23 protein-coding genes and 1 pseudogene are annotated in these 26,931 nt (G+C 72.3%); 18 read left to right on the forward strand and 6 right to left on the reverse strand.

Annotation, left to right across the window (positions count from 1 at the left end):
* Positions 1-1,508: 1,508 nt before the first annotated feature.
* The gene (locus ABZ624_RS32370) at positions 1,509-3,020 is read right to left on the reverse strand and encodes an MFS transporter (protein ID WP_360096994.1); all 1,512 of its coding nucleotides are present in this window, start codon (positions 3,018-3,020) and stop codon (positions 1,509-1,511) included.
* Positions 3,021-3,426: 406 nt separating this feature from the next.
* On the opposite strand from ABZ624_RS32370, the gene ABZ624_RS32375 reads away from it, so the two are divergent.
* Positions 3,427-3,852 (forward strand): MarR family transcriptional regulator, encoded by a 426-nt coding sequence (locus ABZ624_RS32375; RefSeq protein WP_360097095.1) that lies wholly within the window; start codon positions 3,427-3,429, stop codon positions 3,850-3,852.
* Between the two features lie 273 nt (positions 3,853-4,125).
* On the opposite strand, the gene ABZ624_RS32380 is transcribed toward ABZ624_RS32375, so the two are convergent.
* A complete protein-coding gene (locus ABZ624_RS32380) occupies positions 4,126-4,731 on the reverse strand; it encodes a sigma-70 family RNA polymerase sigma factor (protein WP_360096997.1) in 606 nt (201 codons plus the stop codon).
* A gap of 331 nt (positions 4,732-5,062) precedes the next feature.
* On the opposite strand from ABZ624_RS32380, the pseudogene ABZ624_RS32385 reads away from it, so the two are divergent.
* The 6 genes and pseudogenes from ABZ624_RS32385 (at position 5,063) to ABZ624_RS32410 (ending at position 9,921) form a co-directional block, all read left to right on the forward strand.
* Positions 5,063-5,340, forward strand: a pseudogene (locus ABZ624_RS32385) (PhzA/PhzB family protein).
* A gap of 37 nt (positions 5,341-5,377) precedes the next feature.
* Positions 5,378-6,553 (forward strand): 3-deoxy-7-phosphoheptulonate synthase, encoded by a 1,176-nt coding sequence (locus tag ABZ624_RS32390; RefSeq protein ID WP_360097000.1) that lies wholly within the window; start codon positions 5,378-5,380, stop codon positions 6,551-6,553.
* A gap of 43 nt (positions 6,554-6,596) precedes the next feature.
* Entirely contained in the window at positions 6,597-7,220 is a 624-nt protein-coding gene (locus ABZ624_RS32395; RefSeq protein WP_360097003.1) for an isochorismatase family protein, read from the forward strand.
* Positions 7,217-9,112, forward strand: coding sequence for an anthranilate synthase family protein (locus tag ABZ624_RS32400; RefSeq protein WP_360097006.1), 1,896 nt, complete (start codon positions 7,217-7,219; stop codon positions 9,110-9,112). Before ABZ624_RS32395 ends, ABZ624_RS32400 begins: the two co-directional genes overlap by 4 nt.
* On the forward strand, positions 9,109-9,456 hold the full coding sequence (locus ABZ624_RS32405) for a hypothetical protein (protein WP_360097009.1): 348 nt from the start codon (positions 9,109-9,111) through the stop codon (positions 9,454-9,456). Before ABZ624_RS32400 ends, ABZ624_RS32405 begins: the two co-directional genes overlap by 4 nt.
* Positions 9,457-9,474: 18 nt before the next feature.
* On the forward strand, positions 9,475-9,921 hold the full coding sequence (locus ABZ624_RS32410) for a pyridoxine 5'-phosphate oxidase C-terminal domain-containing protein (RefSeq protein ID WP_360097012.1): 447 nt from the start codon (positions 9,475-9,477) through the stop codon (positions 9,919-9,921).
* Between the two features lie 7 nt (positions 9,922-9,928).
* Here ABZ624_RS32410 and ABZ624_RS32415 read toward each other — a convergent pair whose 3' ends face one another.
* Positions 9,929-10,861, reverse strand: a complete 933-nt coding sequence (locus ABZ624_RS32415; protein WP_360097015.1) for a LysR family transcriptional regulator — start codon at positions 10,859-10,861, stop codon at positions 9,929-9,931.
* Between the two features lie 111 nt (positions 10,862-10,972).
* Between ABZ624_RS32415 and ABZ624_RS32420 the strand changes: the two genes are divergently transcribed.
* Positions 10,973-11,362 carry a hypothetical protein gene (locus ABZ624_RS32420; protein ID WP_360097018.1) on the forward strand — a complete coding sequence of 130 codons (390 nt, stop codon included), beginning with the start codon at positions 10,973-10,975 and terminating at the stop codon, positions 11,360-11,362.
* A complete protein-coding gene (locus ABZ624_RS32425; RefSeq protein WP_360097020.1) occupies positions 11,359-12,627 on the forward strand; it encodes an FAD-dependent monooxygenase in 1,269 nt (422 codons plus the stop codon). The genes ABZ624_RS32420 and ABZ624_RS32425 overlap by 4 nt, the downstream gene beginning before the upstream one ends.
* A gap of 114 nt (positions 12,628-12,741) precedes the next feature.
* Here ABZ624_RS32425 and ABZ624_RS32430 read toward each other — a convergent pair whose 3' ends face one another.
* A complete protein-coding gene (locus ABZ624_RS32430) occupies positions 12,742-14,166 on the reverse strand; it encodes an amino acid permease (RefSeq protein ID WP_360097023.1) in 1,425 nt (474 codons plus the stop codon).
* A 368-nt stretch (positions 14,167-14,534) separates the two neighbouring features.
* Here ABZ624_RS32430 and ABZ624_RS32435 point away from each other — a divergent pair, with 368 nt between their 5' ends.
* The 5 genes from ABZ624_RS32435 to ABZ624_RS32455 all read left to right on the forward strand — a co-directional run bounded on the left by ABZ624_RS32435 (position 14,535) and on the right by ABZ624_RS32455 (position 18,698).
* Positions 14,535-14,657, forward strand: a complete 123-nt coding sequence (locus ABZ624_RS32435) for a hypothetical protein (protein WP_360097026.1) — start codon at positions 14,535-14,537, stop codon at positions 14,655-14,657.
* Positions 14,658-14,733: 76 nt separating this feature from the next.
* Positions 14,734-15,621 carry a glutathione S-transferase C-terminal domain-containing protein gene (locus ABZ624_RS32440; protein ID WP_360097029.1) on the forward strand — a complete coding sequence of 296 codons (888 nt, stop codon included), beginning with the start codon at positions 14,734-14,736 and terminating at the stop codon, positions 15,619-15,621.
* Between the two features lie 165 nt (positions 15,622-15,786).
* Positions 15,787-15,966, forward strand: a complete 180-nt coding sequence (locus ABZ624_RS32445) for a putative leader peptide (RefSeq protein ID WP_360097032.1) — start codon at positions 15,787-15,789, stop codon at positions 15,964-15,966.
* A gap of 115 nt (positions 15,967-16,081) precedes the next feature.
* Complete coding sequence (locus ABZ624_RS32450; RefSeq protein ID WP_360097035.1) at positions 16,082-17,290, forward strand: LLM class flavin-dependent oxidoreductase; 1,209 nt, start codon at positions 16,082-16,084, stop codon at positions 17,288-17,290.
* Between the two features lie 25 nt (positions 17,291-17,315).
* Positions 17,316-18,698 (forward strand): NtaA/DmoA family FMN-dependent monooxygenase, encoded by a 1,383-nt coding sequence (locus ABZ624_RS32455; protein ID WP_360097038.1) that lies wholly within the window; start codon positions 17,316-17,318, stop codon positions 18,696-18,698.
* A gap of 104 nt (positions 18,699-18,802) precedes the next feature.
* On the opposite strand, the gene ABZ624_RS32460 is transcribed toward ABZ624_RS32455, so the two are convergent.
* Positions 18,803-19,894 (reverse strand): M12 family metallopeptidase, encoded by a 1,092-nt coding sequence (locus ABZ624_RS32460; protein WP_360097041.1) that lies wholly within the window; start codon positions 19,892-19,894, stop codon positions 18,803-18,805.
* A gap of 94 nt (positions 19,895-19,988) precedes the next feature.
* Between ABZ624_RS32460 and ABZ624_RS32465 the strand changes: the two genes are divergently transcribed.
* Positions 19,989-21,698, forward strand: coding sequence for a LuxR C-terminal-related transcriptional regulator (locus tag ABZ624_RS32465; protein WP_360097044.1), 1,710 nt, complete (start codon positions 19,989-19,991; stop codon positions 21,696-21,698).
* A 7-nt stretch (positions 21,699-21,705) separates the two neighbouring features.
* On the opposite strand, the gene ABZ624_RS32470 is transcribed toward ABZ624_RS32465, so the two are convergent.
* Positions 21,706-24,318 (reverse strand): CHAT domain-containing tetratricopeptide repeat protein, encoded by a 2,613-nt coding sequence (locus ABZ624_RS32470; protein ID WP_360097047.1) that lies wholly within the window; start codon positions 24,316-24,318, stop codon positions 21,706-21,708.
* Between the two features lie 76 nt (positions 24,319-24,394).
* Here ABZ624_RS32470 and ABZ624_RS32475 point away from each other — a divergent pair, with 76 nt between their 5' ends.
* The 3 genes from ABZ624_RS32475 to ABZ624_RS32485 are packed head-to-tail and all read left to right on the forward strand — an operon-like array spanning position 24,395 to position 26,930.
* The gene (locus ABZ624_RS32475) at positions 24,395-25,819 is read left to right on the forward strand and encodes a S8/S53 family peptidase (RefSeq protein WP_360097050.1); all 1,425 of its coding nucleotides are present in this window, start codon (positions 24,395-24,397) and stop codon (positions 25,817-25,819) included.
* Positions 25,816-26,454 (forward strand): sigma-70 family RNA polymerase sigma factor, encoded by a 639-nt coding sequence (locus tag ABZ624_RS32480; RefSeq protein WP_360097053.1) that lies wholly within the window; start codon positions 25,816-25,818, stop codon positions 26,452-26,454. The genes ABZ624_RS32475 and ABZ624_RS32480 overlap by 4 nt, the downstream gene beginning before the upstream one ends.
* Complete coding sequence (locus ABZ624_RS32485) at positions 26,451-26,930, forward strand: hypothetical protein (RefSeq protein ID WP_360097056.1); 480 nt, start codon at positions 26,451-26,453, stop codon at positions 26,928-26,930. The genes ABZ624_RS32480 and ABZ624_RS32485 overlap by 4 nt, the downstream gene beginning before the upstream one ends.
* The last annotated feature ends 1 nt before the right edge of the window (position 26,931 follow it).

The raw sequence follows: 26,931 nt of genomic DNA on the forward strand, positions 1-26,931 counted from the left end.
GGAACCACGTCGAGACCGGGCACGTTCACGCCACACAGCAAGGCAACCAAATCAAGGGCTGCAACGCGATACTCGTAGATCGTGCCGCCTCCGCCCGAACCAATTGAGGAGGCCGACCTACTCAAGTACCCACTCCTCGCTCCCACGTGCTGCGCCAGACTTTCAGGACGTTTATACGCACCCTGACTGCGGGGGTTAGGTGTCTGGACCAGCCCGGCGGCGAGAATGCATCACGTCTCGTGGGGTGGGGGCGGTAGAGAGGGAAGCAGGTTAGGCGGCGGCGCCGAATGAGCGCTGTGCGTGGGCGGGGCCCCCTCCAGCGGAGAGGAGGTGCCGTCGGCAAACCTCGGAGGCAACGGCGCCGGCGGCCGTCTGCGGGGTGCGGCGTTGTAGGTGTGACACTCAGGCGGCTCGGCGCCGTCTCAACTCGGGCGCCTAATGGTGGCCGATCCAGCCGTGATAGTCGAGCAGAGTGCGGGGAGTCCAGTGCGACCGCGCCGACTAGGACCGGGGGCGCCGTCGGTGGCTAGAGCCTGCCTGACGGGTCAGTGACGGTCGGGGAGGGCAAGTCGTTTCCTGCGGCGACGATGCCGTTGATCGTGGAGCTCTCTGTACCCCACCACCTGGGTGGTGGGGTACAGAGGATGCCGTCAGCGAGGTCGAGGCCCGTGAGCAGAGCCAGTCGACGCGGGACATGGTGCCCACGGCGGCGTCGGCGCGGACGGTCTCTCTTGCCTGTACCTGCTCGCGATCGAAGTGTTGCAGGTGGGCCTTGCGATGCGACCTGCCCCGGAGCCGCGTGGGGACCAAGTTTGGGGACCAGTGGTTCATACACGTATTCCAAAGCTGTTTGTGTCCGCGATCAATCGCCGCGAACCTCGGTAGGAGGGGTCGGCCGAGACCTCGGGTACCAAGACGAGCTAGAGGATCGTGGCGCGCTGGCGAGTAGACGAGGCAGCGTCGGTCCCGGCAGTGGTGAGTAAGCCGTGGGCTTGTGCGCTTGGGGACCAGCTGGGGACCACACGGTGTCAGCAGCACTGAGCGGCACGCACGCAGACGCACGCCCTGCGCCCGAGATTCGACCGTTATGCCCAGAAAGGGTGGCGACCCCTCACTCCTGGGGGTCAAGGGGTCGCAGGTTCAAATCCTGTCGTCCCGACACGGAGACTGCTTCGTAGTCGCACGTCAGAGCCCTGCTTCACGGTTTGTGAGGCAGGGCTCTCGATCGTTTGCCGCAGGGTCGCCCCGTGCTTGTGGCATCGTTCCGGCAGTCGCCCGCCGCGGAACCCGCACGGCACTGGTCGGGACATCTGCCGCTGGGTCGTCGAGAGCGCTGTGCACCTGGACCGGCAGGCTGCCGCTCTCGTGGAGCACGACATCGTGCCGCAGCGGCTCATTGCCGGCCACCAGGGACGAGGCCTCGGGGCGATGCCGTTCCGCGGCGGCGGCCAGGGTCACGGTGGCTCCCGGGATCGCCGTGCCGTCAGCCCCGGGAACCCGTTCGTGAATCACCGCTCGCCGACGGGAGTTGCTGGAGCGTCAGCGCGGGCTGACGCCGCGTGCGCGGGGCCGTCGGAGGGCCGCGGAGCGCCGGCCACGGGCTTGCGGCTGCGTGCCGCGAGGAGGGCGACCATGGCTGCGGCGGCCAGCAGGATCAGACCGGAGGCCCAGATGGCGTGGTGGAGACCGGTGACGAAGTGACGGCCGGCTTCCGGGGCGAGGCGGCCCCCGCCGTGGCCGTGGGGAAGCTGCGCGTAGACGAGGACGCCGAGGACGGCGACGCCGAGCACCTGGCCGAGCTGGCGCAGCGCGTTGTGCACGGCGGAGGCCATCCCGGCACGGGAGGCCGCGACGGAGGCGACCGCGGTGGTGGTCATCGGCGTCAGGCTCAGCCCGACACCGCCGCCGACCAGGGCGAAGTCCCACCAGATCGCGCCGATCCCGGTGTTCGGACCCAGCCGCAGCAGTCCCAGGGTGGCCACCCCGCTGACCGCCAGCCCGGCGAACATCGGCCAGAACGGGCCGATCCGGCCCACCAGTCGGCCGGAGAGCGGCGCGGCGAGGGCGAAGGCCACGCCGATCGCCGAGACGTCAAGTCCGGCCTCGACGGGCGAATGGCCCTGGACGTTCTGGAAGTAGGCGCTGAAGTACACGATCGCGCCGACGAAGGCGAAGAAGACGATCATGGCGGCGACGTTGGCCACGGCGAACGCGGGGCGCAGGAAGAGCCTGACGTCGACCAGTGGTTCGGGCCTGTGGAGCTCCCAGCCGATGAAGAGGCCGAGGGCGACGAGGCCTGCGGCGAAGGCGGCGAGGATACGCGGCGAGGCCCAGCCCCAGTCGGGGCCTTCGATGATCCCGAAGGCGACGGCCGCCATGGACAGGGTGCTGAGGATCGCCCCGGCCCAGTCGAAGCGGCTGGTCGCCGGGTTGCGTTCCACCCGGGGGATGAGGCGGGCCGCCAGGGCCACCAGCAGGGCACTGAAGGGCACGTTGACCAGGAACACCCAGCGCCAGCCCAGGCCGTTGACGATGACCCCGCCGAGCGCCGGGCCGACCGCCAGGGCGAGGCCGGAACTGGTCGACCACAGACCGATGGCGGAGGCGCGCTTCTTCGGGTCCTCGAAGATGGCGCGGATGATGGTGAGGCTGCCCGGCACCAGCAGGGCCGGCCCCAGTCCCTGGACGACCCGGCCCACGAGGAGCACCCCGGTGTTCGGCGCGACGCCGGTCACCAGAGCGCCCAGGCCGAAGGTCGCCACGCCGATCAGGAACAGGCCCTTGCGACCGCGCCGGTCACCGATGACGCCGCCGGCCACCAGCAGGCTCGCGTAGACCAGGACGTAGGCGTCCACGATCCATTCCAACTGGGTCGCGCCGGCGTGCAGTTCGCGCCCGATGGTGGGCAGGGCCACGCTGACGACGGTGGTCGACACCACCGCCGCGAACAGACCCCCGGCGAGCACTGTCACGGCGAGCCAGGCCCCGCGTGGGGTTGGCTCGCTGTTCTCTCTGTCCATATCGATCCCTGTCCGGTGTTCTGTGGCTTCTGTAACTTCTGTAGCCGAGACGACTGGTGGGCTCTTCTACCGTGCCCACGGGATAGCCAGAAGTCCAAGAGCTTGTTTTTCTGCCGCTTAGAAGGCCTGCTTCTGCGGCAGGCCTCCGGTTCGCCGGTCCGAGTCGACGTACAGCGCGTCGCCGTAGATCCGGTTGCCTAATTCAGCGTTGATCACGGCACCCCGTAATCGGCGCCTCGGATTCAGTGCCGCCTGCGCGGAAGCCAAATACCTGAAACGTATACGTGCCAGAAGCGAAGGCTCTTGCCGGAGCCTCGATTTCGCATCGACTCGGGACTGACTTCGAGGGGGTACTGTGGTAAAGATTGGAAGCGCCGAGAAGAAATGGGGTGGGGGCTTGACCATCGTGGATCCTCGCCAGCGGATCGGATATCTTGCGTGGCAGCTCCGGCTGGCCACCAGCCATCGGGCCGAAAATTTGCTGACACCGCTGAAATTGACGCTGACACAGCATTCGATACTCCTCTTCCTGGCGCTGGAGCCTGACCTGTCCAGTGCCGAACTGGCCCGGCGGGCGGCGGTGAGCAGGCCGTCGCTGAGCAAGGCACTGGGTGAGTTGGAGGCGCGTGATCTGGTCCGGCGCCGCCCGCACCCCTCGCATGGCCGGGTGGCGCTGCTGCGTCTCACTCCTGACGGTCTGCGGCTGGCCGAGGATTCGCAGCGGAGGCTCGACTTGATCGAGGCCGAGGCGTTCGCGGGGCTGTCGGAGGAGGAACGGAGACAGTTGTGCCTGCTGCTCTCCCGGGTGGTGGAGCGGTTCGCGGCCCGGTGAAACACCGGAGCAGGTGCTCGACGACCTGGCGGGGGTCGCGGTCTGCCGACCTGGGCCCCGGTGCGGCGCAGGACCTCGACGAAGCCGCTCCCACCGCAGACCGTCCCGTCTCGGCTCGGCCCGTCCCGGCCGGGGCACGGTGACGGTGCGCCCGGTGACCGCGGCTCCCGCGAAGAAGCAGGAGGCGGTGGAGGCGTCCGGCGCCGAAGCGGCCCGTCATGGTGAGGGTGATGTCGGCACAAGGCGGCTGTCGAGCCTGTTCTCCATGAGTGCTCACCACTCTCCGTCGGCCAGGGAGCGCTTCAGCCCGGCCATGCCCCGGAAGATGTGCACTTTCACCGCTCCGCTGGAGATGCCCATGGCCTCCGCTATCTCCGTGTCCTTGAACTCCATCCAGTACCGCAGCACGATCGCCTCGCGCTGCCGGTGGGGGAGCTCGCCGAGGGCGTGGACCACGGCCTGGTGGCCGTGGCTGGCGAGCACCGACTGCTCCGCGGAGCGGCAGAACTCGGGGACGGCGGTCAGCGTGTGGGAGCGCCGCCGGGCCACCTGCTTGCGACGGATGTGCATACGAGCCAGGTTGCTCACGGTGGACCGCAGATACCCGACGGCGGCCTCGTCGTCGCGGAGCGCGGTCCAGCGGCGGTGCAGTTCGCAGAACGCTTCGGCCACCAGGTCCTCGGCCTCTTCCTCGGCCCCCAGTAATCGTGCGAGCCGCAAGAGACGGGCGTAATGGCTGGAGAAGAGCGAAGCGATGGCTCTTTTCTGTTTCCCGGCCGGGGGGCGCTGTCTGGCCGGATGCTGTTGGGCAGGGAATTCCGGGGCTGAACTGCGATCAATGGGGCGTTCCAGGACGCCGCAGGCAGTTTTCCGTTCCATTCTGTCCGTCCCCCGTATGTTCTTCTGAAACGCTGCGGGAGGGTCGGGTGGACCGCTCCCGATGTGGTGCGGTGTCGCCTGGTCCCGACCCGAAGAGCGTCACACGGCGATTGAGTGTTAGTCAATTAACATCTTTTCGGAACTGATCGTTCCGCCTTGGTGCGCCATGTCGGCGGCGCCGGTGACCTGGGTATACGCAAAACGAAGAGCCAAATCGTCTGGCTGTCAGAAGCCTCCGTTATGCGTCGGTACGTGTGGTGCGGCTCACACAGTCGTGCTGTCAACCGATTACGTGCGATGAGCAACCAATGAGCGAAACGCCGGCGCGGGAATGCGCTGCCTTGGTTGGCCGACTCGAGAGGATGCCCATGTCCGCTGCAGCGGTGGTCTGTGGACGACGGACAGCGGGGAACCCATCGTCATTCGGGGCCGGGACCGCCTCGCTGAACATGCCGTGTGGTCGCTGAAGTGCTTTCCGGACTGGCGGTGGTTCGACATCGAGATCCCCGACACACCAAGCAGCAGCGCGAGTTCATGAACCTCTGCCGGCAGTTCCGCGCTCTGGGCCTCGACGTCCCGGAGATCAGGCGGGTGGGCATCCCCACCTGACGCGGCAGCCCCGTCCATCCGCACAGGAAGAGAGTCGATGGGAAACGTCGTTACACAGGTCCAGGAAGCCGCGGCCGGCCAGCAGCCGCAGTGGCCCGATCCCTCCCAGGTGCGGCGCGTGCGGTCCATCCTCGCTGCCCGGCCGCCGCTGGTGAGGGCGGAGGATGTGCTTGCCCTGCGCACCCTGCTGGCCCGAGTCGCCCACGGTGAGGCCCACATCATCCAGTCCGGGGACTGCGCCGAGGACCCCGAGGAGTGCACCACCGAGCATGTGTGGCGCAAGTCGGCCGTGCTCGATCTGCTGGCCGCGACCTTGAAGATGACCGTCCACACGCCCGTACTGCGGGTCGGCCGGATCGCCGGACAGTTCGCCAAGCCGAGGTCCAAGCCCACTGAACAGGTCGACGGTCTCGAACTCCCCGTCTACCGAGGGCACATGGTCAACGAGCCGGCGGCCGACCCGGAGAGCCGCCGCCCCGATCCGCTGCGGATACTCACCGGTTACATGGCCGCGGGTGACATCGTCGAGCAGCTCGGCTGGCGCCGCTCCCCGGCGCCGCACCCGGAGATCGAACCCCGGGTCTGGACCAGCCACGAGGCGCTGCTGCTCGATTACGAACTGCCCATGCTGCGCGAGACGGTGGACGGCAGGCACTGGCTCGCTTCCACCCACTGGCCGTGGATCGGTGAGCGCACCCGGCAGCTGGACGGCGCTCATGTCGCCATGCTCTCCGGAGTGATCAACCCGGTGGCCTGCAAGGTCGGCCCGGGCATGACACAGGAGGAGGTCGTCGAGCTGTGCGAGCGGCTGGACCCCGGGCGGGAGCCCGGCCGACTCACACTGATCGCGCGGATGGGCGCCGACACGGTCGCCGACCGGCTGCCCTCGCTGGTCGAAGCCGTGCGGGCGGCCGGGCACCCGGTGATCTGGCTCTGCGACCCCATGCACAGCAACACGGTCAGCGCGCCCAGTGGGCACAAGACCAGGCTGGTGGAGACCGTCGAGCGGGAGGTCCGGCACTTCCGGCAGGCGGTGGCGAAGGCCGGCGGGGTGGCCGGCGGACTGCATCTGGAGACCACCCCGCACGCGGTCACCGAATGCGTGGGCGAGGCCGCCGAGTTGGACGCGGTCGGTGAGCGCTACACCAGCTTCTGCGATCCCAGGCTCACCCCCGAGCAGGCCGCGCGGGTGGTCGCCGCCTGGGGCGAGTGAACCTGCGGGGGCGGTGGCGATGACAGCGAAGGAGAAGCGAGCCATGGCCGGGATTCCACCGATCGACGCCTATCCGTTGCCGACACCGGGGAGCCTGCCGGAGAACGTCGCCGGATGGACCCTGTGTCCGGACCGGGCGGTGCTGCTGTTGCACGACATGCAGAGCTACTTCCTCCAGGCACTGCCGGAGCCCCTGCGCTCCGAGCTGGTACAGAACGCCGCCACCGTCCGCAAGCGCTGCGCCGACCTTGGCGTACCGGTGGCCTACACCGCCCAGCCGGGGCGGATGACCGAGCGGGAGCGCGGACTGCTGAAGGACTTCTGGGGTCAGGGGATGCGGACCGCGGATGAAGACCGCGAGGTGGTCGCCGAGGTCGCGCCGGCCGCGGGGGACTGGGTGTTCACCAAGTGGCGCTACAGCGCTTTTTTCCGTACCCGGCTGCTGGAGCGGATGCGGGAGAGCGGCCGGGACCAGCTGGTGATCTGCGGGGTGTACGCCCATATCGGCGTGCTGATGTCGGCCGTGGAGGCGTTCACCAACGACCTCCAGCCGTTCCTGGTCGCAGACGGCCTCGGCGACTTCGGCGAGGCCCACCACCGGATGGCCCTCGACTACACCGCTCAGCGCTGCGGAATGGTGACGACCGCGGGGGAGGTGTTCGCATGACCGGGACGGAACGGCGGCCCGGGGACCTGCTCGACCGGGTCCTGGGGCTGAGCGAGGACCGGTTCGCCCTGCTGTACCGCCCGGAGAGCGGCGAGGAGCCCGCGCTGGACGTCCTGGCCGGCGAGGTCTCCCAGCCGCGTACGCTGGCCGGGATCCCGCTGCCGGAGCAGTCCGGCAGCGGGACGGTGCACGAGGCCCTGGTCCTGATCCCGTACCGGCAGGTCGCGGAGCGCGGCTTCAGCGCCCCCGAGGACGGTACCCCGCTGGTCGCGATGACGGTCACGGAGCAGCAGTCGGTGCCCCTGGCCGAGGCGGTACGCCGGCTGCCCGACGTCCCGGCACAGCTGACGAACCGCCGGTTCACCACCTCCGACGAGAAGTACGCCGAGACCGTCCGCAGTGTGATCACCGAGGAGATCGGCAGCGGGGCGGGCGCCAACTTCGTGATCAAGCGGTCCTTCGAGGCCGACATCGACGGGTACTCGCTTCGGCGCGCGCTGGCGTTCTACCGCCGGCTGCTGGAGCGCGAGCAGGGGGCCTACTGGACCTTCCTGGTGCACACCGAGGACCGCACCCTGGTGGGGGCGACCCCCGAACGCCATATATCCGTGCACGGCGGCACCGCGGTGATGAACCCGATCAGCGGCACCTACCGCTATCCCCCCTCCGGGCCGACCCTGTCCGGGATCACCGAGTTCCTCGCCGACCGCAAGGAGACCGACGAGCTCTACATGGTGGTGGACGAAGAGCTCAAGATGATGGCCCGGATCTGCGACGACGGCGGCCGGGTGGTGGGCCCCTACCTCAAGGAGATGGCGCGGCTGGCGCACACCGAGTACTTCATCGAGGGCCGCACCGACCGCGATGCCCGGGAGATCCTGCACGAGACCCTGTTCGCGCCGACCGTCACCGGCTCCCCGCTGGAGAGCGCCTGCCGAGTGATCCACCGCTATGAGCCGGGAGGGCGCGGCTACTACAGCGGGGTGGCGGCGCTGATCGGCCGGGACGCCAACGGCGAGCGGGCGCTGGACTCGGCCATCCTGATCCGCACCGCCGACATCTCCCCGGCCGGGCGGCTGCGGATCGACGTCGGGGCCACGCTGGTCCGGCACTCGGATCCGGAGTCCGAGGTCGCCGAGACCCGCGCCAAGGCGGCGGGCCTGCTCGGCGCCCTGGAGACCGGTCAGGGGACGTGTTATCGCGAACACCCGGAGGTGCGGGCGGCCTTGGGCCGGCGCAACACCGGCATCGCCTCCTTCTGGCTCCGGGACGCCTCGGTCAGGCGGGCCGACCGGACCGGTGTCCCGGGACTGGCCGGCCGAAGCGCGCTGGTCGTCGACGCGGAGGACACCTTCACGGCCATGATCGGCCATCAGCTCCGTGCCGCCGGGCTGGCCGTGACCATTCGCCGGTTCGACGAACCGTACGACTTGGGGGAGGCCGATCTGGTGGTGATGGGCCCCGGGCCGGGAGATCCGCGGGAGACGGAGGACCCGCGGATCGGCCGGCTCCGCTCGGCGGTGGGGGAACTGCTGGCGGCCCGGAAGCCCTTTCTCGCGGTGTGCCTGAGCCACCAGGTGCTCAGCCTGCGCCTGGGGCTGGAGCTGGCCCGCCGCCCGGTGCCCAACCAGGGCGTGCAGCGGGAGATCGACCTCTTCGGCGCCCGCGAGCGGGTGGGCTTCTACAACACCTTCGCGGCGCGTTCCCCGGAGGAGAAGCTGGAGGTGGAGGGCATCGGGCTGGTCGAGGTCAGCCGCGACCAGGACACCGGAGAGGTGCATGCGCTGCGCGGGCCCCGCTTCGCCTCCGTGCAGTTCCATCCGGAGTCCGTGCTCACCATCGACGGGCCGCGGATCATCGCGCAGGCCGCCCGGGGGGTGCTCGATCGATGAGAGTGGACATCGCTTGGTGGGAGCTGGACGGCTCGTCCCAGACCATCGAGAGCCTGCGCGAGCATCTGCGCGAGGGCGGGGTGCGGCCTTGGGCCTCGGTTCCCGGGCTGCGTGTGAAGTTCTGGATCGCCGACCAGGAGCACAACCGCTGGGGCGCGGTGATGGTGTGGGAGGGCGAGCGGCCCCCCGCCGGGTCGCTGCCGCCCAACCTCGCGGCCGAGTTGATCGGCTGTCCGCCCACCCACCGTTCGCGGTTCGAGGTCGAGGCCACCGTCGAGGGAATTCACTCGGTGATCGCCCTGGACGGATTGGGTCCGGCCCTGGCCGCCGACAGCCGTCCCTGACGACGGACGAGGACCAGCATGCACGACTACACGGTGGTGGACGCCTTCGCCCGCCGGCCGCTGCCGGCCAATCCGGTCGCCGTCTTCTTCGGCGGCGACGGCCTCTCGCCCGAGACGAGGCAACGCATCGCCGGGGAGATGAACCTGTCGGAGGTGACGTTCGGTGTGATGGCCGAGCCTGTGCGGGTGCGTCGGCTGACCGACCAGGAGGGGCAGACCGGGGGCGGGCTCCGGACTCTCCGGTGTCAGGGGCGGTGGTCGTCAGGCAACGGCACGCCACGGCGTCTCTCCGCCCGCACTCACGGAGTTTTCACCCGCGCCTCGCGGCTCGACCGTGATCATGCGGCGGCTCTGCTCAGGCCCGCGGCGGTCGAGTTCTGGTCGGTCGGCGCGGGCCGTCTGCGCCGCCGGCTCGGCTACGACCGGGAAGGCCAGGGCTGGACGGTTCGCCGGCTCCGGCCCTGACACGGGCTCAGCTGTCCTGTTCGGGCTGTTCGGGCTGTTCGGAGTTCGGACGGGGCCGGGAGAGGTCCGGAAGGGCGGCGCGGGCGTGGCGGATGAGCGCCCGCGCCGCCGGGCCGGTCGGCCCGTCCGCACGCCAGGCGAGCAGGATGCGCGCCCGTGGAGCACGGGCGATGGTGACGGTGATGACCTCCGGTGCGTGCGCCCGGGCCATCGACTCCGAGACCAGGGCGACGCCCAACCCGCGCGCCGCGAACCGCGTCACCATGTGCGGATCGCCCGCCTCCAAGGCGATATGGGGCTGGAAACCGGCCGCCGCACAGGCCTCGTCGACGCAGGCCCGCAGCCCGGTGCCGGTCGGCAGGCTGACCAGCGGGCGGTCGCGCAGCGCCCCGGCGGTGATGCTCCCCCGCTTCGCCAGGGGATCCGACGGATGCACCGCGGCGACGAGTGCCTCGTCCGCGACGACCTGAGTCGCCACGCCCGGCGGCAGTACCCCCGCTCCGAGCAGCGCCAAGTCCAGGCGGCCGGCGTGGAGTTCCTGGGCCAGATGCTCGGCTGTGCCCTCGGCGAGCGAGATGTCCACGTCCGGGTGCTGGTGGTGGAAACCCGCCAACATGTCGGGCAGGTTGATGGACGCCATGGAGGGCAGCACCCCTACCCGGACCTGGCCGCGGACCAGCCCGGTGAGTTCGTCGATGGAGGCGCGCGCGCCGTCCACCGCCGCCAGTGCGGCCCGGGCATAGGGGAGTATCGCCTCCCCGGCCGCGGTCGGGCGGACGGTGCGACCGGAGCGATCCAGCAGGGTTTCGCCCAACTCCCGCTCCAGCTGCCGTACTTGGGCGCTGACACCCGGCTGGGCCACATGCAGTTTGGCCGCCGCGTGCGTGAAGCTGGCCTCTTCCACCACGGTGACGAGATATTTCAGCTGCCTTAGCTCCATAAGCAGAAATGCTAGCAGTAAGACAAGTCAGCTCTTGGACTTCTGGTGACGCCCTCGCGCATAGTGAGGTCGGGAGAGGCAGCGATCGGGTGCGACGGAGGGGTCATGGGCATGTCGGATCTCGGAGCATGCGGAATCGATCACCTCGACGGCCTGTACGCCTATGCCCGCGGGCTGAGCGGAGACCGGGAACGGGCCGAGCAACTCGTCCTCGACGCCTATGAACGGGTCTTCGCCCACGAGCGGGGCTCCGGCGTACTCGGGGGTGAGACCGGGCTGCGGCTGATGCTCTACCAGACGGTCACCGACGCCTGGTTGTCGGTAGGCCGGGGGCGGGAGACCTGCTCGGCCGCCCCAGCCGGGTGTCCGCTGGATGCGCTGGCCCCGGCGCAGCTGTGCTCGCTCCACCTGATCGCTGCGGGGTTCTCCCGGGCAGAGGCGGCACGGATCACTCGCCGTTCGCCGTCGATCCTCGGACATCGTGGAGGTCGCACGTCATGAAGGTACTCATCGCCGGCGGGGGAATCGGAGGGCTCAGCTGCGCCCTCAGTCTGCACGCCGCGGGGATCGACGCCACCGTGCTGGAGAGCGCGGCCCGGATCCGCCCGATGGGCCTGGGCATCAACCTCCAGCCCCACGCGGTGCGGGAGCTGATCGAGCTCGGCCTGGGCGAGGAACTGGACGAGGTCGGTGTTCCCACCGCTGAACTGGTCTATGTGGACCAGCGGGGGAGGCGGCTCTACCAGGAACCATGCGGAACGGGCCGCGGCTACCACTGGCCGCAGTACTCGGTGCACCGGGGCCGCTTGCAGATGGTGCTGCTGCGCGCGGTCCGGGCACGGCTGGGCGACGACGCGGTCCGCACCGGCGTTCGTGTCGAGGACTTCCGCTCCGCCGCCGGCACGGTGGTGGTCCGGGCGACCGACCGGGCGACCGGTGGCGAGGAGCAGCTGAGCGGGGAACTGCTGATCGGCGCGGACGGGGTCCACTCGGCGGTGCGCGCCCGGCTGCACCCCGAGCAGCACCCCCTGCGGTGGTCCGGAAGCGTGATGTGGCGGGGAGCCGTGGAGGACGGGCCGTTCCTGACCGGGCGATCGATGATCCACGCCGACGACGGCCGACGTGTGCGGTTCATCGCCTACCCCATCTCCCGGCCGAGCGAGAAGGACGGGCGGACCCTGGTCAACTGGGTGTGCCAGGTGGCGGTCGCCGACCCCCAGCCGCTCGCCGACGGGGCCGACTGGAACCGCCCCGGCCGGCTGTCCGACGTCCTCCCGCACATCCAGGGCTGGCGGGTCGACGGGCTGGACATCGCCCGGCTGGTCGCCCGCAGCCCGCAGATCCTGGAGTACCCCATGGTGGACCGCGATCCGCTCGACCGGTGGGGGGATTTCCGGGTGACGCTGCTGGGGGACGCGGCCCATCCGATGTACCCCGTCGGAGCGAACGGCGCTTCGCAGGCGGTGGTCGACGGCCGCGTGCTGGCCTACGAGTTGGCCACCGGCGACCTGGCCGAGGCACTGCGCCGATACGAGGCGGCGCGAGGCGACGCCACCCGGGGAGCCGTCCTCGCGGCCCGCGAGATGGACAGCGCGGAACGCCAGGTCCGGCAGTCCGTCCTGACCCGCTCCGGCCCCCGTGGCGACGACCTCCGCCAGATCTACGGCGATATCGCCTCGGCGTACCGCAGCCGGGCCGGCAACGACGTGGCCGCCCTCAACGCCCGTCCCTCACTGACCCCGCCACAGCGGCGCCGCCCCCGCTGAAGACCGCTGCAGGGCGTGGAGTCTCGGCCCCCGCACGGCGTTGAGCAGTGAGCCGGGCGCAGCGGGGCCCAGGGCCGCGAAGAGCACGCCCACCTTCCCGTACCCGTCGGCGGATCACGGGGCGGGGGACACCGCTTCGGCCGGTTCCGCGGGCCGGCGGTGCTGCCGGGCCGCCAGCACCGCGTAGACGATGACGCCCGCGAACAGGAACAGCGCGCCCTGGTACACCGCCGCGTAGCCGGCGCCGGCCATCAGCCAGAGGGAGAAGGCCGCCGCGACCGCGGTGATCACCGAGTCCCGCACCAGCCGCGCGCGGTCCACCGACCTGCCGGATACCAGGTGGAAGAGCTGCGCCGCCGTCGCCAGCAGATAGGGCACGGTCGCGGTGAACGTGGTGACGAGGACCAGGACGTCGAAGACCTTCGCCGAGCCCGACAGGTAGTTGTACGCGGTCAGCAGGGAGGAGAGGACGACCGTGACGGCGACGCCGACCGTCGGCACACCCCGGCGGCGGCGGGCGAAGGCGGCCGGGAACAAGCCGTCCTTGGCCGCGGCGTACGGGGTCTGGGCGCTCAGCAGCGTCCAGCCGTTCAGGCATCCGGTCATCGACACCAGCGCGGCCAGCGCCACCGCCGTACCGCCCCAGCTGCCGCTGAACATCGTGTTCACGGCGTCCGAGAAGGGGGCCGTGGAGGTCATCAGCCGGTCGTGCGCGACCGTGCCGAAGACGGACAGCGTGCCCAGCAGATAGACCAGCGCGGCGCCCGCGGTGCCGATGACGGTGGCGCGCCCCACGTTGCGGCGGGCGTCGCGGACCTCGCCCGCACTGACGGCGGCGGACTCCACCCCGAGGTAGGAGAACAGCAGCAGGGCGGCGGAGGCGGAGACGGCACCGACGGCGCTGTGGCCACTGGCGTTGAACGGCCCGAGCCGGGACGGGTCGAAGAAGAACAGACCGCCGACCGCGACGAGCAGCAGCGGTACGAACTTCAGCACCGTCGACACGAGCTGGACGGCCCCCACGTAACGGGTGCCGGCGAAGTTGGCGAGGGCGGGCAGCCACTGCAGGGCCAGGGCGGCCAGGCAGGCGGTCCAGCGGTGGTCGCCCACCGGGATCAGCACGTCCAGGTAGCCGACGGCGGCGACGGCGAGCGCCGCGTTCGACACCCAGGTGGTGATCCAGTAGGACCAGGCGGCGAGGAAGCCCGCGAAGTCGCCGAAGGCCTCGCGCGCGTAGACGTACGGGCCGCCGGTACGGGGGTCGCGGGCGGCGAGCCGGCCGAAGACCAGGGCCAGTGCGATGGCGCCGGCGGTCAGGACGGCGAAGGCGACCAGGCTGACCGTGCCGTAGGGGGCGATGGAGGCGGGGAGCAGGAAGATGCCGCCGCCGATGATGTTGCCCATGACCAGCGCGGTGGCGACCGGCAGGCCGAAGCGACGCGCGTGCTTGCTGCTGTCGCCAGGGGTGCCCGCTGTGGGAACCGCGTGGCTCTCCGAAGGGGCCGGAGCCGACGGCGGGACGGTTCCGGTGACGTGCATGGGGGGTGGACCTCTCATCGAACAGACGTCCCGGGATCGCCGGGACGCCTGCCATGGTCGGGGACGCCCCGGTCCGGCACAAAATCGCCGTTCCTTGTCCTGCGGCGCCCATCCGATCATGCAAAAAGTGAGGTCAGAAGGGCTGCACACCGCGAGATGTGCGGTGCTGCCCGGCCACCGCGGGCCCGCACACGCGGTCGTGATCCGGTCCGCCCATCCCCGGGGCGCGCAGTACTATGTCACATGGCGCAAGACTGGGAGTCTTTCGTGGCCAACGTCCCCTGCTCCAGGCGTGGACGCCCCCTTGACGCCGCCTGGAGGCGGATCGACACTCCAGTCAGGGAAACCTAGTGGACTGGTAGGGAACCATGGTGCGCCTCGAAGCGGTCACCGGCCCAGCGGGCCGGACGCCGTTGCGCGCGGCCCTGCTCACCTCCCGCCGTCACATCGACCTGCTGCGCGTCTGCAGCGCGATCAGCCTCCAGCGCTGAGCCGGCCCCCTCGCGCCCGCCGGCCGGCGCCGCCCGCCGGTGCGCACCTTCGCATGTCCACCACCCAGGGAGACGTATGTCCGTCACTCCGCTCGCCGCCGTCCCGACCGTCCATCGCGCCGCACCCGTCTTCCGGGGGAGGCTCGGCCGGGACGCGCGCAGCGGCCACCACGCCGTGCCGCACCGCTACCGGCTCCATCTGTCGACCGCCTGCCCCGCCGGGCTGCGCCTCGCCGTCGGACACAGCCTCCTCGGCCTGGACACCGGCTGTCCCGTCACCTTCCTGCCCGCCGTCCCGGACTGTCCCGGCGGCGGCCACTCGGCGCTGCGCCCGCTGTACGAGGCGAGCGCCCACCACTACACCGGACCGGCCCTCGGGCCCGTGCTCAGCGACGACTGGTCCGGCCGTATCGTGAGCAGCCACGCTCCCGACATCCTGCGCGACCTCGACCGTTTCCCGCACGAGGGCCGGGTCTCCCTGTACCCGTACGGCCTGGAGTCCGTGATCGAGGCGGTCGAGCGGATGTGTGCCGAGGGGATCGAGGAGGCCGCGCAGCGTGCCGGGCGGGCCGGAGCGGACCCGGCCGAGCGGGCCGCCGCGCTCGACGTGCTCCTCGACACCCTGGGCCGGCTGGAGCACCGGCTGGCCGGCGAGGAGTACCTCGTCGACGGCCGGCGTACCGCCGCCGACGTCGAACTGTGGGTGGCGCTGGTGCAGTTGGACACCGTCCACCGCTGTCATCTGGACGCCTCCGCCGTGCACCGCATCGCCGGCCACCGTGCCCTGTGGGCCTACGCCCGCCGCCTGGCCGCCCACCCGGCCTTCGGCCGCCATCTCGACCTCGACGGCATCTCCCGCCGCCACCACGGCCGTTGCCAGGGCCTGGAGGCCGCCGGAGCCGCCGTCCAGATCCTGGACTGGGCGGGCCACGCGGCGGATGCCGAGAACGCTTCCCACAGGTGAGCGCGCCCGGGTGACGCCCACTGGGCGGACGGGCCGCGAGCCGCGCCCAGGGCCGCGTACGGTCGTACGCCGGGCTCCTCGTCGCCGACCGCGCCGTCGATCTGCTCCGCGTCAACAGCGCAGTCGGGCGCGGGAACAACCGGCGCCGGCGGGGCGTTGTGAGTCATGACGAGATCCGCGAGGACGGCCGCCGAGAAGGCCCGCCGCCCGCGCCCGGCGGACGGAGGTGACGGCGTGACCCGTGTACTGCCGCTGCGCGTCCAGCACCCGTACCGCTCCGTCCGTCTGCACTCCCGGCCGCACATAGACCTGCAGCGCGTGTCCGCCGCGCTCTGTCGCCGCTGACTCCTTCCCCGGGCTCCGGCCCGGGTTTCCCCTGCCGCCGCGCTCGCCCTCGCCTCGCCGACACCCCCCCTTTGCGAGCCGGCGTTCCCTCACGGACATCAAGGAAGGCACCGCCGTGTCCTCAACTTCCCCGTCTCAGCTGCACCTTGCCGTCGCCCTGGACGGCACCGGCTGGCACCCCGCCTCCTGGCGCGAGCCGGTCGCCCGCCCCCGGGAGCTGTTCACCGCCGGCTACTGGGCCGGCCTGGTCGCCGAGGCCGAACGCGGCCTCATCGACTTCGTCACCATCGAGGACGGCCTCGGCCCGCAGTCCTCGCACCTCTTCTACCCCGACGAGCGCACCGACCAGGTGCGCGGCCGGCTCGACGCGGTCCTCATCGCCTCCCGCGTCGCCCCGCTCACCCGGCACATAGGCCTGGTGCCGACCGTGGTGGCCACGCACACCGAGCCGTTCCACATCTCCAAGGCGATCGCCACCCTCGACTACGTCAGCACCGGCCGCGCGGGCCTGCGCGTGCAGATCACCGCCCGGCCCGACGAGGCCGCCCACTTCGGCCGCCGTACCATCGGCCGGATCGAGGCCTACGACGGCCCGGCGGCGCGGGATGTGATCACCGGTCTGTTCGACGAGGCCGCCGACTACGTGGAAGTGGTGCGCCGGCTCTGGGACAGCTGGGAGGACGACGCCGAGATCCGGGACGTGGCGACGGGCCGCTTCATCGACCGGGACAAGCTGCACTACATCGACTTCGAGGGCCGCCACTTCAGCGTCAAGGGCCCCTCCATCACGCCCCGCCCGCCGCAGGGGCAGCCGCTGGTCACCGCCCTCGCCCACCGGACCGTCCCGTACCGGCTCGTGGCACGCCAGGCCGACGTCGGCTATGTCACCCCGCACGATGTGGAGCAGGCCCGCGCGATCGTCGCCGAGATCCGTGCCGAGCAGCAGGCGGCGGGCCGTGCCGCCGAACCCCTGCACATCTTCGGCGACCTCGTGGTCCTCCTCGACGACAGCCGTGCGGAGGCGGAGGCCCGGCGGGAGCGGCTGGACGCGCCAGCGGGGGAGCCGTACAGCAGCGACGCCCGGATCTTCGCCGGTACGGCGGCACAACTCGCCGATCTGCTGGAGGAGTTGGCGCAGGGTGGACTGACCGGGTTCCGGCTGCGGCCCGCGGTCGCCGGCCACGACCTGCCCCGCATCAGCCGCGACCTGGTGCCCGAACTCCAGCGCCGGGGCCGCTTCCGGGACGCCTACGAGGCAGACACCCTCCGCGGCCTGCTCGGCCTCGCCCGCCCCGCCAACCGCTACGCAGCAGCCACCGCCTGAGCAGCCGGAGAGGACGCCCGCACCCATGAGCAAGCCGCTGAAGCAGATCCACCTGGCCGCCCACTTCCCCGGAGTCAACAACACCACCGTGTGGAGCGACCCGGCCGCCGGCAGCCACATCGAGTTCCGCTCCTTCGTGCACTTCGCGCAGACCGCCGAACGCGCCAAGTTCGACTTCCTGTTCCTCGCCGAGGGACTCAGGCTGCGCGAACAGGGAGGGGAGATATACGACCTGGATGTCGTGGGCCGCCCGGACACCTTCACCGTGCTCGCCGCGCTGGCCGCCGTCACCGACCGGCTGGGCCTGACCGGCACCATCAACTCCACGTTCAACGAGCCGTACGAGGTGGCCCGCCAGTTCGCCAGCCTCGACCACCTCTCCGGCGGCCGGTCCGCATGGAACGTGGTCACCTCCTGGGACGCCTTCACCGGCGAGAACTTCCGGCGCGGCGGCTTCCTGCCGCAGGAGGAGCGCTACTCCCGCGCCAAGGAGTTCCTGGCCACCGCGAACGAACTCTTCGACTCCTGGCGCGGCGACGAGATCCTCGCCGACCCAACCACCGGCACCTTCCTGAAGGACGCCCGGGCCGGCGCCTTCACGCACCAGGGGCAGCACTTCGACATCCACGGCCGGTTCAACGTCCCGCGCTCCCCGCAGGGCCGGCCGGTGATCTTCCAGGCGGGCGACTCCGACGAGGGCCGCGAGTTCGCCGCGTCCAGCGCGGACGCGATCTTCAGCCGGTACTCGACCCTGAAGGAGGGCCAGGCCTTCTACAGGGACGTCAAGTCCCGCCTTGCCACGTACGGCCGCAGGCCCGACCAGCTGCTCATCCTGCCCGCCGCGACCTTCGTCCTCGGCGACACCGACCAGGAGGCCGCCGAACTCGCCCGCGAGGTGCGCCGGCAGCAGGTCAGCGGCGCGACCGCCATCAAGCACCTGGAGTTCGTCTGGAACCGGGACCTGTCGGCGTACGACCCGGAGGGCCCGCTGCCCGACGTCGACCCGGTGGTGAGCGAGGACCACATCTCCCGGGGCCGCGCCCAGGTCCGCATGTACCGGGACCCGATCGCCGTCGCCCGCGAGTGGCGGCAGCTCGCCGAGGCCAACAAGTGGTCCATCCGCGACCTGGTCATCAACACCGGCAACCGGCAGACCTTCGTCGGTTCCCCGGCCACCGTCGCGCAGACCATCGACGACTTCGTGCAGGCCGACGCCTCCGACGGTTTCATCCTCGTCCCGCACATCACCCCCGGCGGTCTCGACCCGTTCGCCGACAAGGTCGTACCCCTGCTCCAGGAAAGGGGCGTGTACCGCACCGAGTACGAGGGCACGACCCTGCGCGACCACCTCGGCCTCGCCCACCCGGACACCGGCTCCGCCGGCTCGTCCGAGCGGGCCGCGTCGTGAAGTTCCCCTGAGGACACCGGCGTGGCCGCGGACGTCACCTCCCCCGTAGGTGACGTCCGCGGCCGCTCCCCCGGCGCCGGACCGTGGTCGTCGTCCCTGTGCTGTCACCAGCACATGACCGCTGTCTCTCCCGATCCCCACGTCGAGTACAGGCGGACCCGGACGACATAGCGCCGGCCCTTGACGAGCCGGACCCTGACGGCGGCGTTGTCCGGGCTGCCGCCGTCGTCGTGCCCCGCGAGGAAGCGCGGCTCCCCGTCGCGTTCCTCGAAGACCACGAGCACGGTGTCGGCGTCGCCGAAGGCGCCCACGGTGTAGTCGCGGGTCTCCGGCGGCTCGACGGTGAAGTCGGCCTGCTCGCCGGGGCCGAGACCGAGCGGCGCCGACCGAAACGGCACCAGCACGGCAGGCCCCGCCGGTTCGGCGGGCGGGTACCAGCGCAGCACGAACTCCTTGTCGGCCGGGGACGGGCCACCGGACGGAGACAGCCCCCCGCGGTACTGCTCCGGCTCCAGCACCAGCCCCGGCCCGAACGGAAACGTCATCACCGACTGCGGATCCCACACCGAGCAGCTCGCCTCGCCGGCGTCCAGCTCGCGCAGCACGTTCGTGTACGCCGTCTCCCGGCTCCAGAAGTTCGGCGGACCCGCCAGCTCGGCGTACACGGCCTCGTCGTCCCAGTGGAGCCCGGCGTACGGGCTCTGGTGCTCGTGCACCATGCCGAGCACGTGCCCGATCTGGTGCAGGACCGTGGCCCGCTCCCCGGGTCCGGTCACGTCCCAGCCCAGGTTCATGGTGCGCTCGCTCCGGCCGGCCGACAGGGCCTCCCGCCCCACCGCCGACCAGGTACCGCCGCCGGCCTGGAACCCGATCCGCAGCTCCGCCTCGCGCCGGTCGCCGACCTCGGCGAACGAGACGCCGATGCCGAGCCCCTGCCACTCGCGGAAGGCGTCGCGGACCGCGTCCCGCTGCTCCTCGCCGCCGGCCCACGGCACCCGGCGCAGCTCACCGGTCCCGGGCACCGGGATCACCGAGGCGGCACAGTCGTCGGAGCCGTCGAAGAAGGCGTAGTGCAGCACCGTGCCGTTGACCCACATCCGCCGCCCGGCGAGCAGCGCGCCCAGCCGCTCGGCGGTCAGCCCCGGTGCGAAGCACGGGACCGGCTGCCGCGGCAGCGAGCAGAGACGTCGGGTCATGCGGCCAGCGTGCCGCCCGCCCGCGCCGGGCGCCTGAGTCGGGGACTACTCAAGTCCCCCTGTATCAAACGTGAGCAGGCGCGCTCAGCACAGTGTGAGGACTTACGAACAGGACGCGAAGACGCTGCCGGTGCCCTGGCCGTTCACCGGCCGGGAGGAGGAACTGCAGCTGGTGCGCACCTCCTCGGCCGCCGGCCGGCCCGGCATCGTGGTGACCGGACCGGCCGGCCACGGCAAGACCCGGCTGATCGCGGAGGCCGTCCGGGGCACGGAGCACGTCCGGGTGACCGGCACGCCCGAGGCCCGCGGCCTGCCCTTCGCGGCCTTCGCCCACCTGCTGCCCGACACCGTCTCACCACAGCGCGCGCTGCGGATCCTGGCCGCCGTACGGCTCCTCGTCGTGGACGACGCCCATCTGCTCGACGAGGCCTCCGCCGCCCTCGTCCACCAGCTCGCCGTGCACGGCCGTACCCGGCTCGTCGTCGCCGCGGCGGACGACGGGTCCGCGCCCGCCGCGGTGTCCCGGCTGTGGACCGGGGAGCTGCTGCCCCGGCTTCCCCTCGAACCGCTGCCCTGCGAGGACGTCGCCCGGCTGCTCGCCGCCGAAGGCCTCGAACCGCTGACCGTACGCCGCCTGCACCGGATCTGCTGCGGCGACCTGCGGCTGCTGCGCGACCTGGTCGCCGCGCTCGGCTCGGCCGGGCGGCTGCTTCCGGTTCCCGGCACGCAGGAGCGGGCCTGGCGGGGCGCGCTGCCGGTCACCCCGGCCGTACGCGAGCGGCTCGCCCCGGTGCTGGAGCGCTCCGCGCGTGCCGAACGGGAGACGCTGGAACGCCTGGCGTTCGCCGAGCCGCTGCCGCCCGCCGCGGACGACCTCGATCCGGACGTCCTGGAGAGCCTGGAGGCGGACGGCCTGATCCAGGCCGACGACCAGGGCTCCGTCACCCTCGCCCACCCGCTGCACGGACCGGCCCTGCGCGCCCTGGCCGGCCGGCTGCGCGCCCGTCGGCTGGCGGCCGGTGCCCCTGCCGGGTACGGACCGGCCCTGGAGGCCGAACGCCGACTGCTCCTGCGGCGGATCGAACACCTGGACGTCCGGCCGGTGCCGGCGCCGGTGGGGGAGTGGCTGGTGGCGGAGGGCACGGTGCTGCCGGCCGGTTACGCCGCCGTCCGCGCCCGGTTCGCCCGGCTGCGGGGCGAGGTACGGGACGCCGCCGCCTGGGCTCGGGAGGGGTTGCGGGGGGCGCCGGGGGATCCGGGATGTGGTGAGGAACTCCGCCTGACCGGCGGCGAGTTCAGCGCGGGCCGTGGGGACGACCCGTATGCCCGGTACGAGGCCGTACGCCTCGATGCGCCCGAGGGGGTCGCCGGGCGGCTGCCGGCGGGCAGTGTCCTCGCGCGGCACGCGCAGGCGCTGGCGCGGGGGGACGGGGCCGCGCTGGATGGTGCCGCCGAGGGGCTTGAGGAGCGTGGGTTCCTGTTGTTCGCGGCGGAGGCGCGTGCGCAGGCGGTGCGGGTACACCGGGATCCGCGTGCGGCGCGGGTCTCCCGCACCCGGGCGGTCGCGCTCGCGCGGCGGTGCCAGGGCGCGCGCACGCCGGCGTTGGCGGGGCTGGTGCTCGGGGAACTCACGGCCCGGCAGCGGCAGATCGTGACGCTTGCGGCGGCGGGGCTGAGCAATCGGGAGATCGCCGAGCGGTTGACTTTGTCCGTGCGGACTGTGGGGAATCATCTGTACAGCGCGTACAGCCGGCTTGGTACCGGTGACCGGGGAGCGTTGCCGTTGCTGTGTGAATCCGCGTAGGGCGTTCTCACGCCGCCCCGAATGCCGCGAACGCCCAGCCCGTCGCCTGGTGCACCGCGTCCTCGGGCAGGGTGGTGCGGGCGTCTCGGAGGGCCTCGGCCAGGGAGAGTCCCGTGTCGAGGCCCTTGTGCAGGGCGAGCATCAGGGGCACCACGGCCGCGTCGTTGACCGGGGCGCTGCTCGCCACCACTCCGGCCGTGCCCAGTGGCAGCAACGCGGTGACCAGGCCGAGGAGTTCGTCGGCGCCCACGGACGCCAGGCGGGCCGTGTCGCAGCTGGAGAGGATGATCCGGTAGGGGCTGCGGGCGAGGCGTTCGAAGTCGTGCACGATCAGCGGGCCGTCGGCCATGCGCAGGGCCGAGAAGAGGGGGCTGTCCGCGCGGAACGTGCCGTGGGCCGCGATGTGCGCGAGAGCCGCGCCGTCCAGGTGCTCCAGGACACGGGGGACCTGGGCCGCGTCGTCCTCCAGGACGGTCGCCGTGCCGTAGCGGGCGGCCAGTTCGGACACCTCCGCGCCGCCGGTCGCGAGGCCGGGGCCGCGCACCAGCACGTGCCGGCCGCCGCGCGGCGGCTCGGTCTCGCGGGCGCGCAGCCAGCTGCCCGCCGAGGGCGAGACGCTGAGGACGCGGTCCCGCAGCGCGGGCAGCAGGGCCCACGGCACCCGGTGCAGGGCCCCGGGCGGGACGATCACCACCGGACCCGCGCCGAGGTGTGCCGCCGCGCCGGCCAGCAGCAGCTCCTGCAGGCGCAGTCCTGCGGCCTCCACCAGCGGCAGTCGTGCCTCGGCGCCGGGGTGGGCGAGTCGCCGTAGTCCGGCCTGGACGTGCTCGGCCTCGGCCACCGCCTCGGCCAGCGAGCCGCCGGCGAACCGCCTTACCCGGCCCTGGCCGCACAACAGGACGTGCACCCGGCCGTCGACCACGGCGAGTTCCACCAGATGGGCGTCGCCGAGCCGGTGCAGCAGGCGGGCCACGTCGAAGCGGTCGCCCTCGTGCGGGGCGGCGCCGCGTATGTGGCGGGTGCGGGAGCGGATCTCCCGTTCCAGGCGCCGCTGTTCGCGCTCCAGCGCGGGTATGGGGCGGCCCTCCATCCGGGCCTCCTCGGCGCGGGCCGCGATCTCCCGGTAGGCGGTCAGACCGCTGAGCAGCGCCGGGTCGGCGGGCGGCCGGGTGGGCGGCGCGGACAGCACGGTCGCCCGCCACCGCTCGCTCCACTCCAGCAGCCGGCGCGGTGTGCCGTGGGCGAGGCTCACCTCCTGGGCCAGCGCGGCCAGTTCGGCGCCCTGCGCGGTGGCGTGGGCCCGCAGCTCGGAGGCGCCGAGTGTCATCCGGTGGTCGTCCAGCACGTCCAGGCCGCGCCGGCAGGCCTCCAGCACGCCCCGCCGGGACCCGGCCGCGCGTGCCCGGAGCGCCTGCGCCGCCCAGCCCGTCATCCGGGCCGGCGGCAGCCCGCCGTGCCGGCTGCGCGCGGCCACCGCCAGATGCCGTTCCGCGTCGGCCGTCCAGCCCAGCGCCAGCGCGATCCGGCCCGCGAGCAGCGACGCCTCCGGCGCGGCGGGCGATCCGAAGGAGGCCAGCTTCGCGGCGACCGCCACCGCGTCCGCGACCAGCCGCCCCGAGCGGCGCCCGGCCGCCACCCGCGCCTCGATCAGCACCAGCCGTGCGTGGGTCTCCCACCACATCCGCCGCTGCGCCGCGAACAGCCGTACGGCGACGGCGGCGCGCGCCACGGCGGTGTGCGCGTCTCCGGCCGAGCGGGCGGCCCGCGCGGCGGCCAGCAGCAGTTCGGCCTTGCGGGTGGACTGCCCGCCGATCCGGTCCAGCAGCGCGATCGTCGCGTCCGCCTCGGCCAGCGCCTCCGGGGCGAGTCCGGCCGCCATCAGCACCTCGCAGCGCCGGATGGACAGCATGTAGGTGGGGGTGCCGAGTTTCGCGTACCGCTCCTCGGCCTCGTCCAGCAGCCGCAGCGCCGCCGGGATGTCCCCGGTCCGGAACGCGGCGAGGCCCCGGCTCTCCACCGCGTCGGCCTTGTCGTGCTCCTGGCCGGTGGTGTCCCACAGCCGTTCCGCCGCCGTGAAGTCCGCGACCGCCCGGTCCACCGCGCCGAGCGCCAGATGCACGGTGGCCCGCAGGGTCAGCGCCCGCGCGGTCCAGATGTCGTCGCGGGCCTGCCGCAGCACCGGCAGCGCCCGCCGCACGTCCTCCAGTGCCTCCCGGTGACGCCCGAGCACCCACCACACGTACGCCCGCCGGTACAGCACCCGGGCCCGGGTGTGTCCGCTGCCCCGGGCGACCCCGCGCTCGAAGGAGGTGAGCCCCTGCCGCGTGCGCCCCGCGTGCACCAGTGCGACTCCGAGCGTCGCGAGCACATCCGCCTCACGGTCGGCCGACTCCGCGCGCGCGGCCAGGTCCCGGGCACGGCGCAGATGCCGGAGCGCGATCCGCAGATCGCCGAAGTCCCGCTGCCAGATGCCGAGCACCTGGTGGGCGACGCTGGCGTGCAGCGGCGGCGGACCGGCCCCCAGCACCTGTTCCGCGCGTGCCCGGGCCTCGCCCGGGTCGGCGAACACCAAGGGCAGCAGTTCGAGAACCGACTCGCTTCCCGCTGTCACGTCTCGCATGGTAGTGGCCTGGTGTATCAGACGGTGGCCCCACGACTCTCACTGTCGAACACCGTCTGCAGGGGGAGGACACACCATGGCACCACAGCGATTCCACGAGCAGTTCCAGCACATCCAACGCTCCTTGCCGGACGTGGCCCTGGCCATGGGCCCGGAGCAGGACGCCCATTTCCTGTACGAGAAGGGGGTCGTCCTGGCCCGGGACGGCGAGGATGCCCGCGTCGTCGAGGACACCGTGCGCGCCCACTTCACCGCGACCGAGGGTCTGGTTCCCGACCACGTCCGGCGGGACGGCCCCGAGGCCAACCGCACCGGCGTGACCCGCATCCGCATCGGCGCCCCGGACGCCGGCGACGACGCCGTCCCGCACGCGCTGCGGGCCCTGCGGGAGGCCGAGGACCGCCGGGGGCGCCGGCTGGTCGGCCGCAACCACGTGGTGCACATCGCGGTCAACGCCTGCCCCGGCGACGAGCCGGTGCCCGTCGCGCGCACCGGGCCGGCCAACCCGGCCCCCGCCGAAGCCGCTTACCACGCGGACAGCGCCGTCGGCGTCCTCGTCATCGACACCGGCCTGGTGCACGACCACCGCTCCTACCCGCTGCTCGCCCACACCACGGGCGACGCCCAGACCGCCGAGACCGACGCCGACGGCCTGCTGCGCCAGTACGTCGGCCACGGCACCTTCATCGCCGGGATCATCGCCGCCGTCGCGCCCAACAGCGAGGTGACCGTACGCGGCACCCTGAACGACGCGGGGGCGATCCTGGAGTCCGAGTTCGGCGCCCGGCTCTTCGAGGCGGTCGACCAGGGCGGCTGGCCCGACATCATCAGCCTCTCCGCGGGCACCCCCACCGAGGGCGGCGACGGCCTGATCGGCCTGGACGCGTTCGTGCGCGAACTGCGCGAGCAGCGCACCCTGCTGGTCGCCGCCGCCGGCAACAACGCCAGCGACACACCGTTCTGGCCCGCCGCCTACGCCGCCCTGCCCGAGTACGCGGACAGTGTGCTGTCGGTCGGCGCGCTGCGCGCGGACGGCGACGGCGCGGCCTGCTTCAGCAACCACGGCCCCTGGGTGCGGGCCTACGCCCCGGGCGAACGCCTCACCAGTGGCCTCACCGGATTCGGCACCCCCGTGCCGTACGTCTACCAGCACTCCACCTACGACGCCTGCCGGTTCGGTTTCGACTACCCCTGCACCTGCCAGTTCCCGCGCCACACCGGTGTGCTCAGCGAGGGCCGGGAGAACACCGGGGCCAAGCCGGACCAGGTGATGTTCGACGGACTCGCGCAGTGGAGCGGCACCTCCTTCGCCACCCCCGTCGTAGCGGGCCTGGTGGCCGCCTATATGACGGCGCACCAGGAGCGCGACCCGCGCGCCGCGCGCACGCGTCTGCTCGCGGCCACCACGGACACCACCGAGGTGCGCGGGGCGCACGCCACGGCGCTCCGGCCGCCCACCTGGCGCCCCGTCCCCGTCGTCGCCCCGGTCGTGCCCGCATGAGGGCCGGAACCCTCCGCTCCACGGCGTACCATGACGTGCCGTACACAAGGGGTGGAGCCGTGGACCGAACAGAGGTCGGCGCGTTGGTCCAGTCCGCCGTCGACGGGGACGCCGCGGCCTGGAAAGCGCTGGTGGAAGGGATGAGTCCGCTCGTGTGGTCGGTGGTGCGCGCACACCGGCTCTCCGACGCCGACGGGCACGAGGTCTATCAGACCGTGTGGTTCCGCTTCGCCCAGCACCTGGGCCGGATCCGTGAACCCGAAAAGGCCGGCTCCTGGCTGGCCAGTACCACCCGCCACGAGTGCCTGAAGGTGCTCAAGGCCCTGACCCGGCTCACCCTGACGGACGACCCGCGGGTGCTGGACCGGGCCAGCGACGACCGGACGCCCGAGGAGTCGCTGATCGATTCGGAGGAGTCGGCGGACCGGGCCGAGCGGGTGCGCCGCCTGTGGCAGGAGCTGGAGGGACTGGGGGAGCGCTGCCGGCAGCTGCTGCGCGTGCTGGTGGCCTCCCCGCCGCCCAGCTACGGGGAGATCGCGGCCGCGCTCGGTATCGCGGTCGGCAGCATCGGTCCCCTGCGCCAGCGCTGTCTGCGCCGGCTGCGGGCCCGGATGGACGCACGGGGTGCGGTGTGAACGACGACCATCGGTTCCCGGAACCGGACGCGGCGGACGAGGAGCTGGCGGACTCCCTGCTGGAGGAGGAGCTGCGCCAGGCGGCCGCCGTACTCGACCCGGTCCCGGACGCCCTGCGGCAACTTGCCCTGGACGCCTACGCGTTGCACGACCTGGACGCGAAGCTCGCCGAGCTGACCTTCGACTCGCTCGCCGACGCGCTGCCGGTCAGGGGTGTCACGGACGCACCGCGGATGCTGACGTTCCAGGCGGGTGAGGTCACCGTCGACGTCGAGGTCACCGGCGACGGGCTGATCGGCCAGGTGCTGCCGCCGCAGTCGGCGCGCATCGAGGTGCTCGGCGGCCCGCAGACCGCCCGCCCGGTCACGGTCGACACGCTGGGACGCTTCAGCAGCGACACGGCACCGGCCGGCCCGTTCGCCCTCAGGCTGCGGACCGGCGCGGAGGTGATCGTCACGGAGTGGCTGCGGGCCTGAA

The sequence above is a fragment of the Streptomyces sp. NPDC007205 genome (assembly GCF_040634095.1).
Lineage (GTDB): Bacteria > Actinomycetota > Actinomycetes > Streptomycetales > Streptomycetaceae > Streptomyces.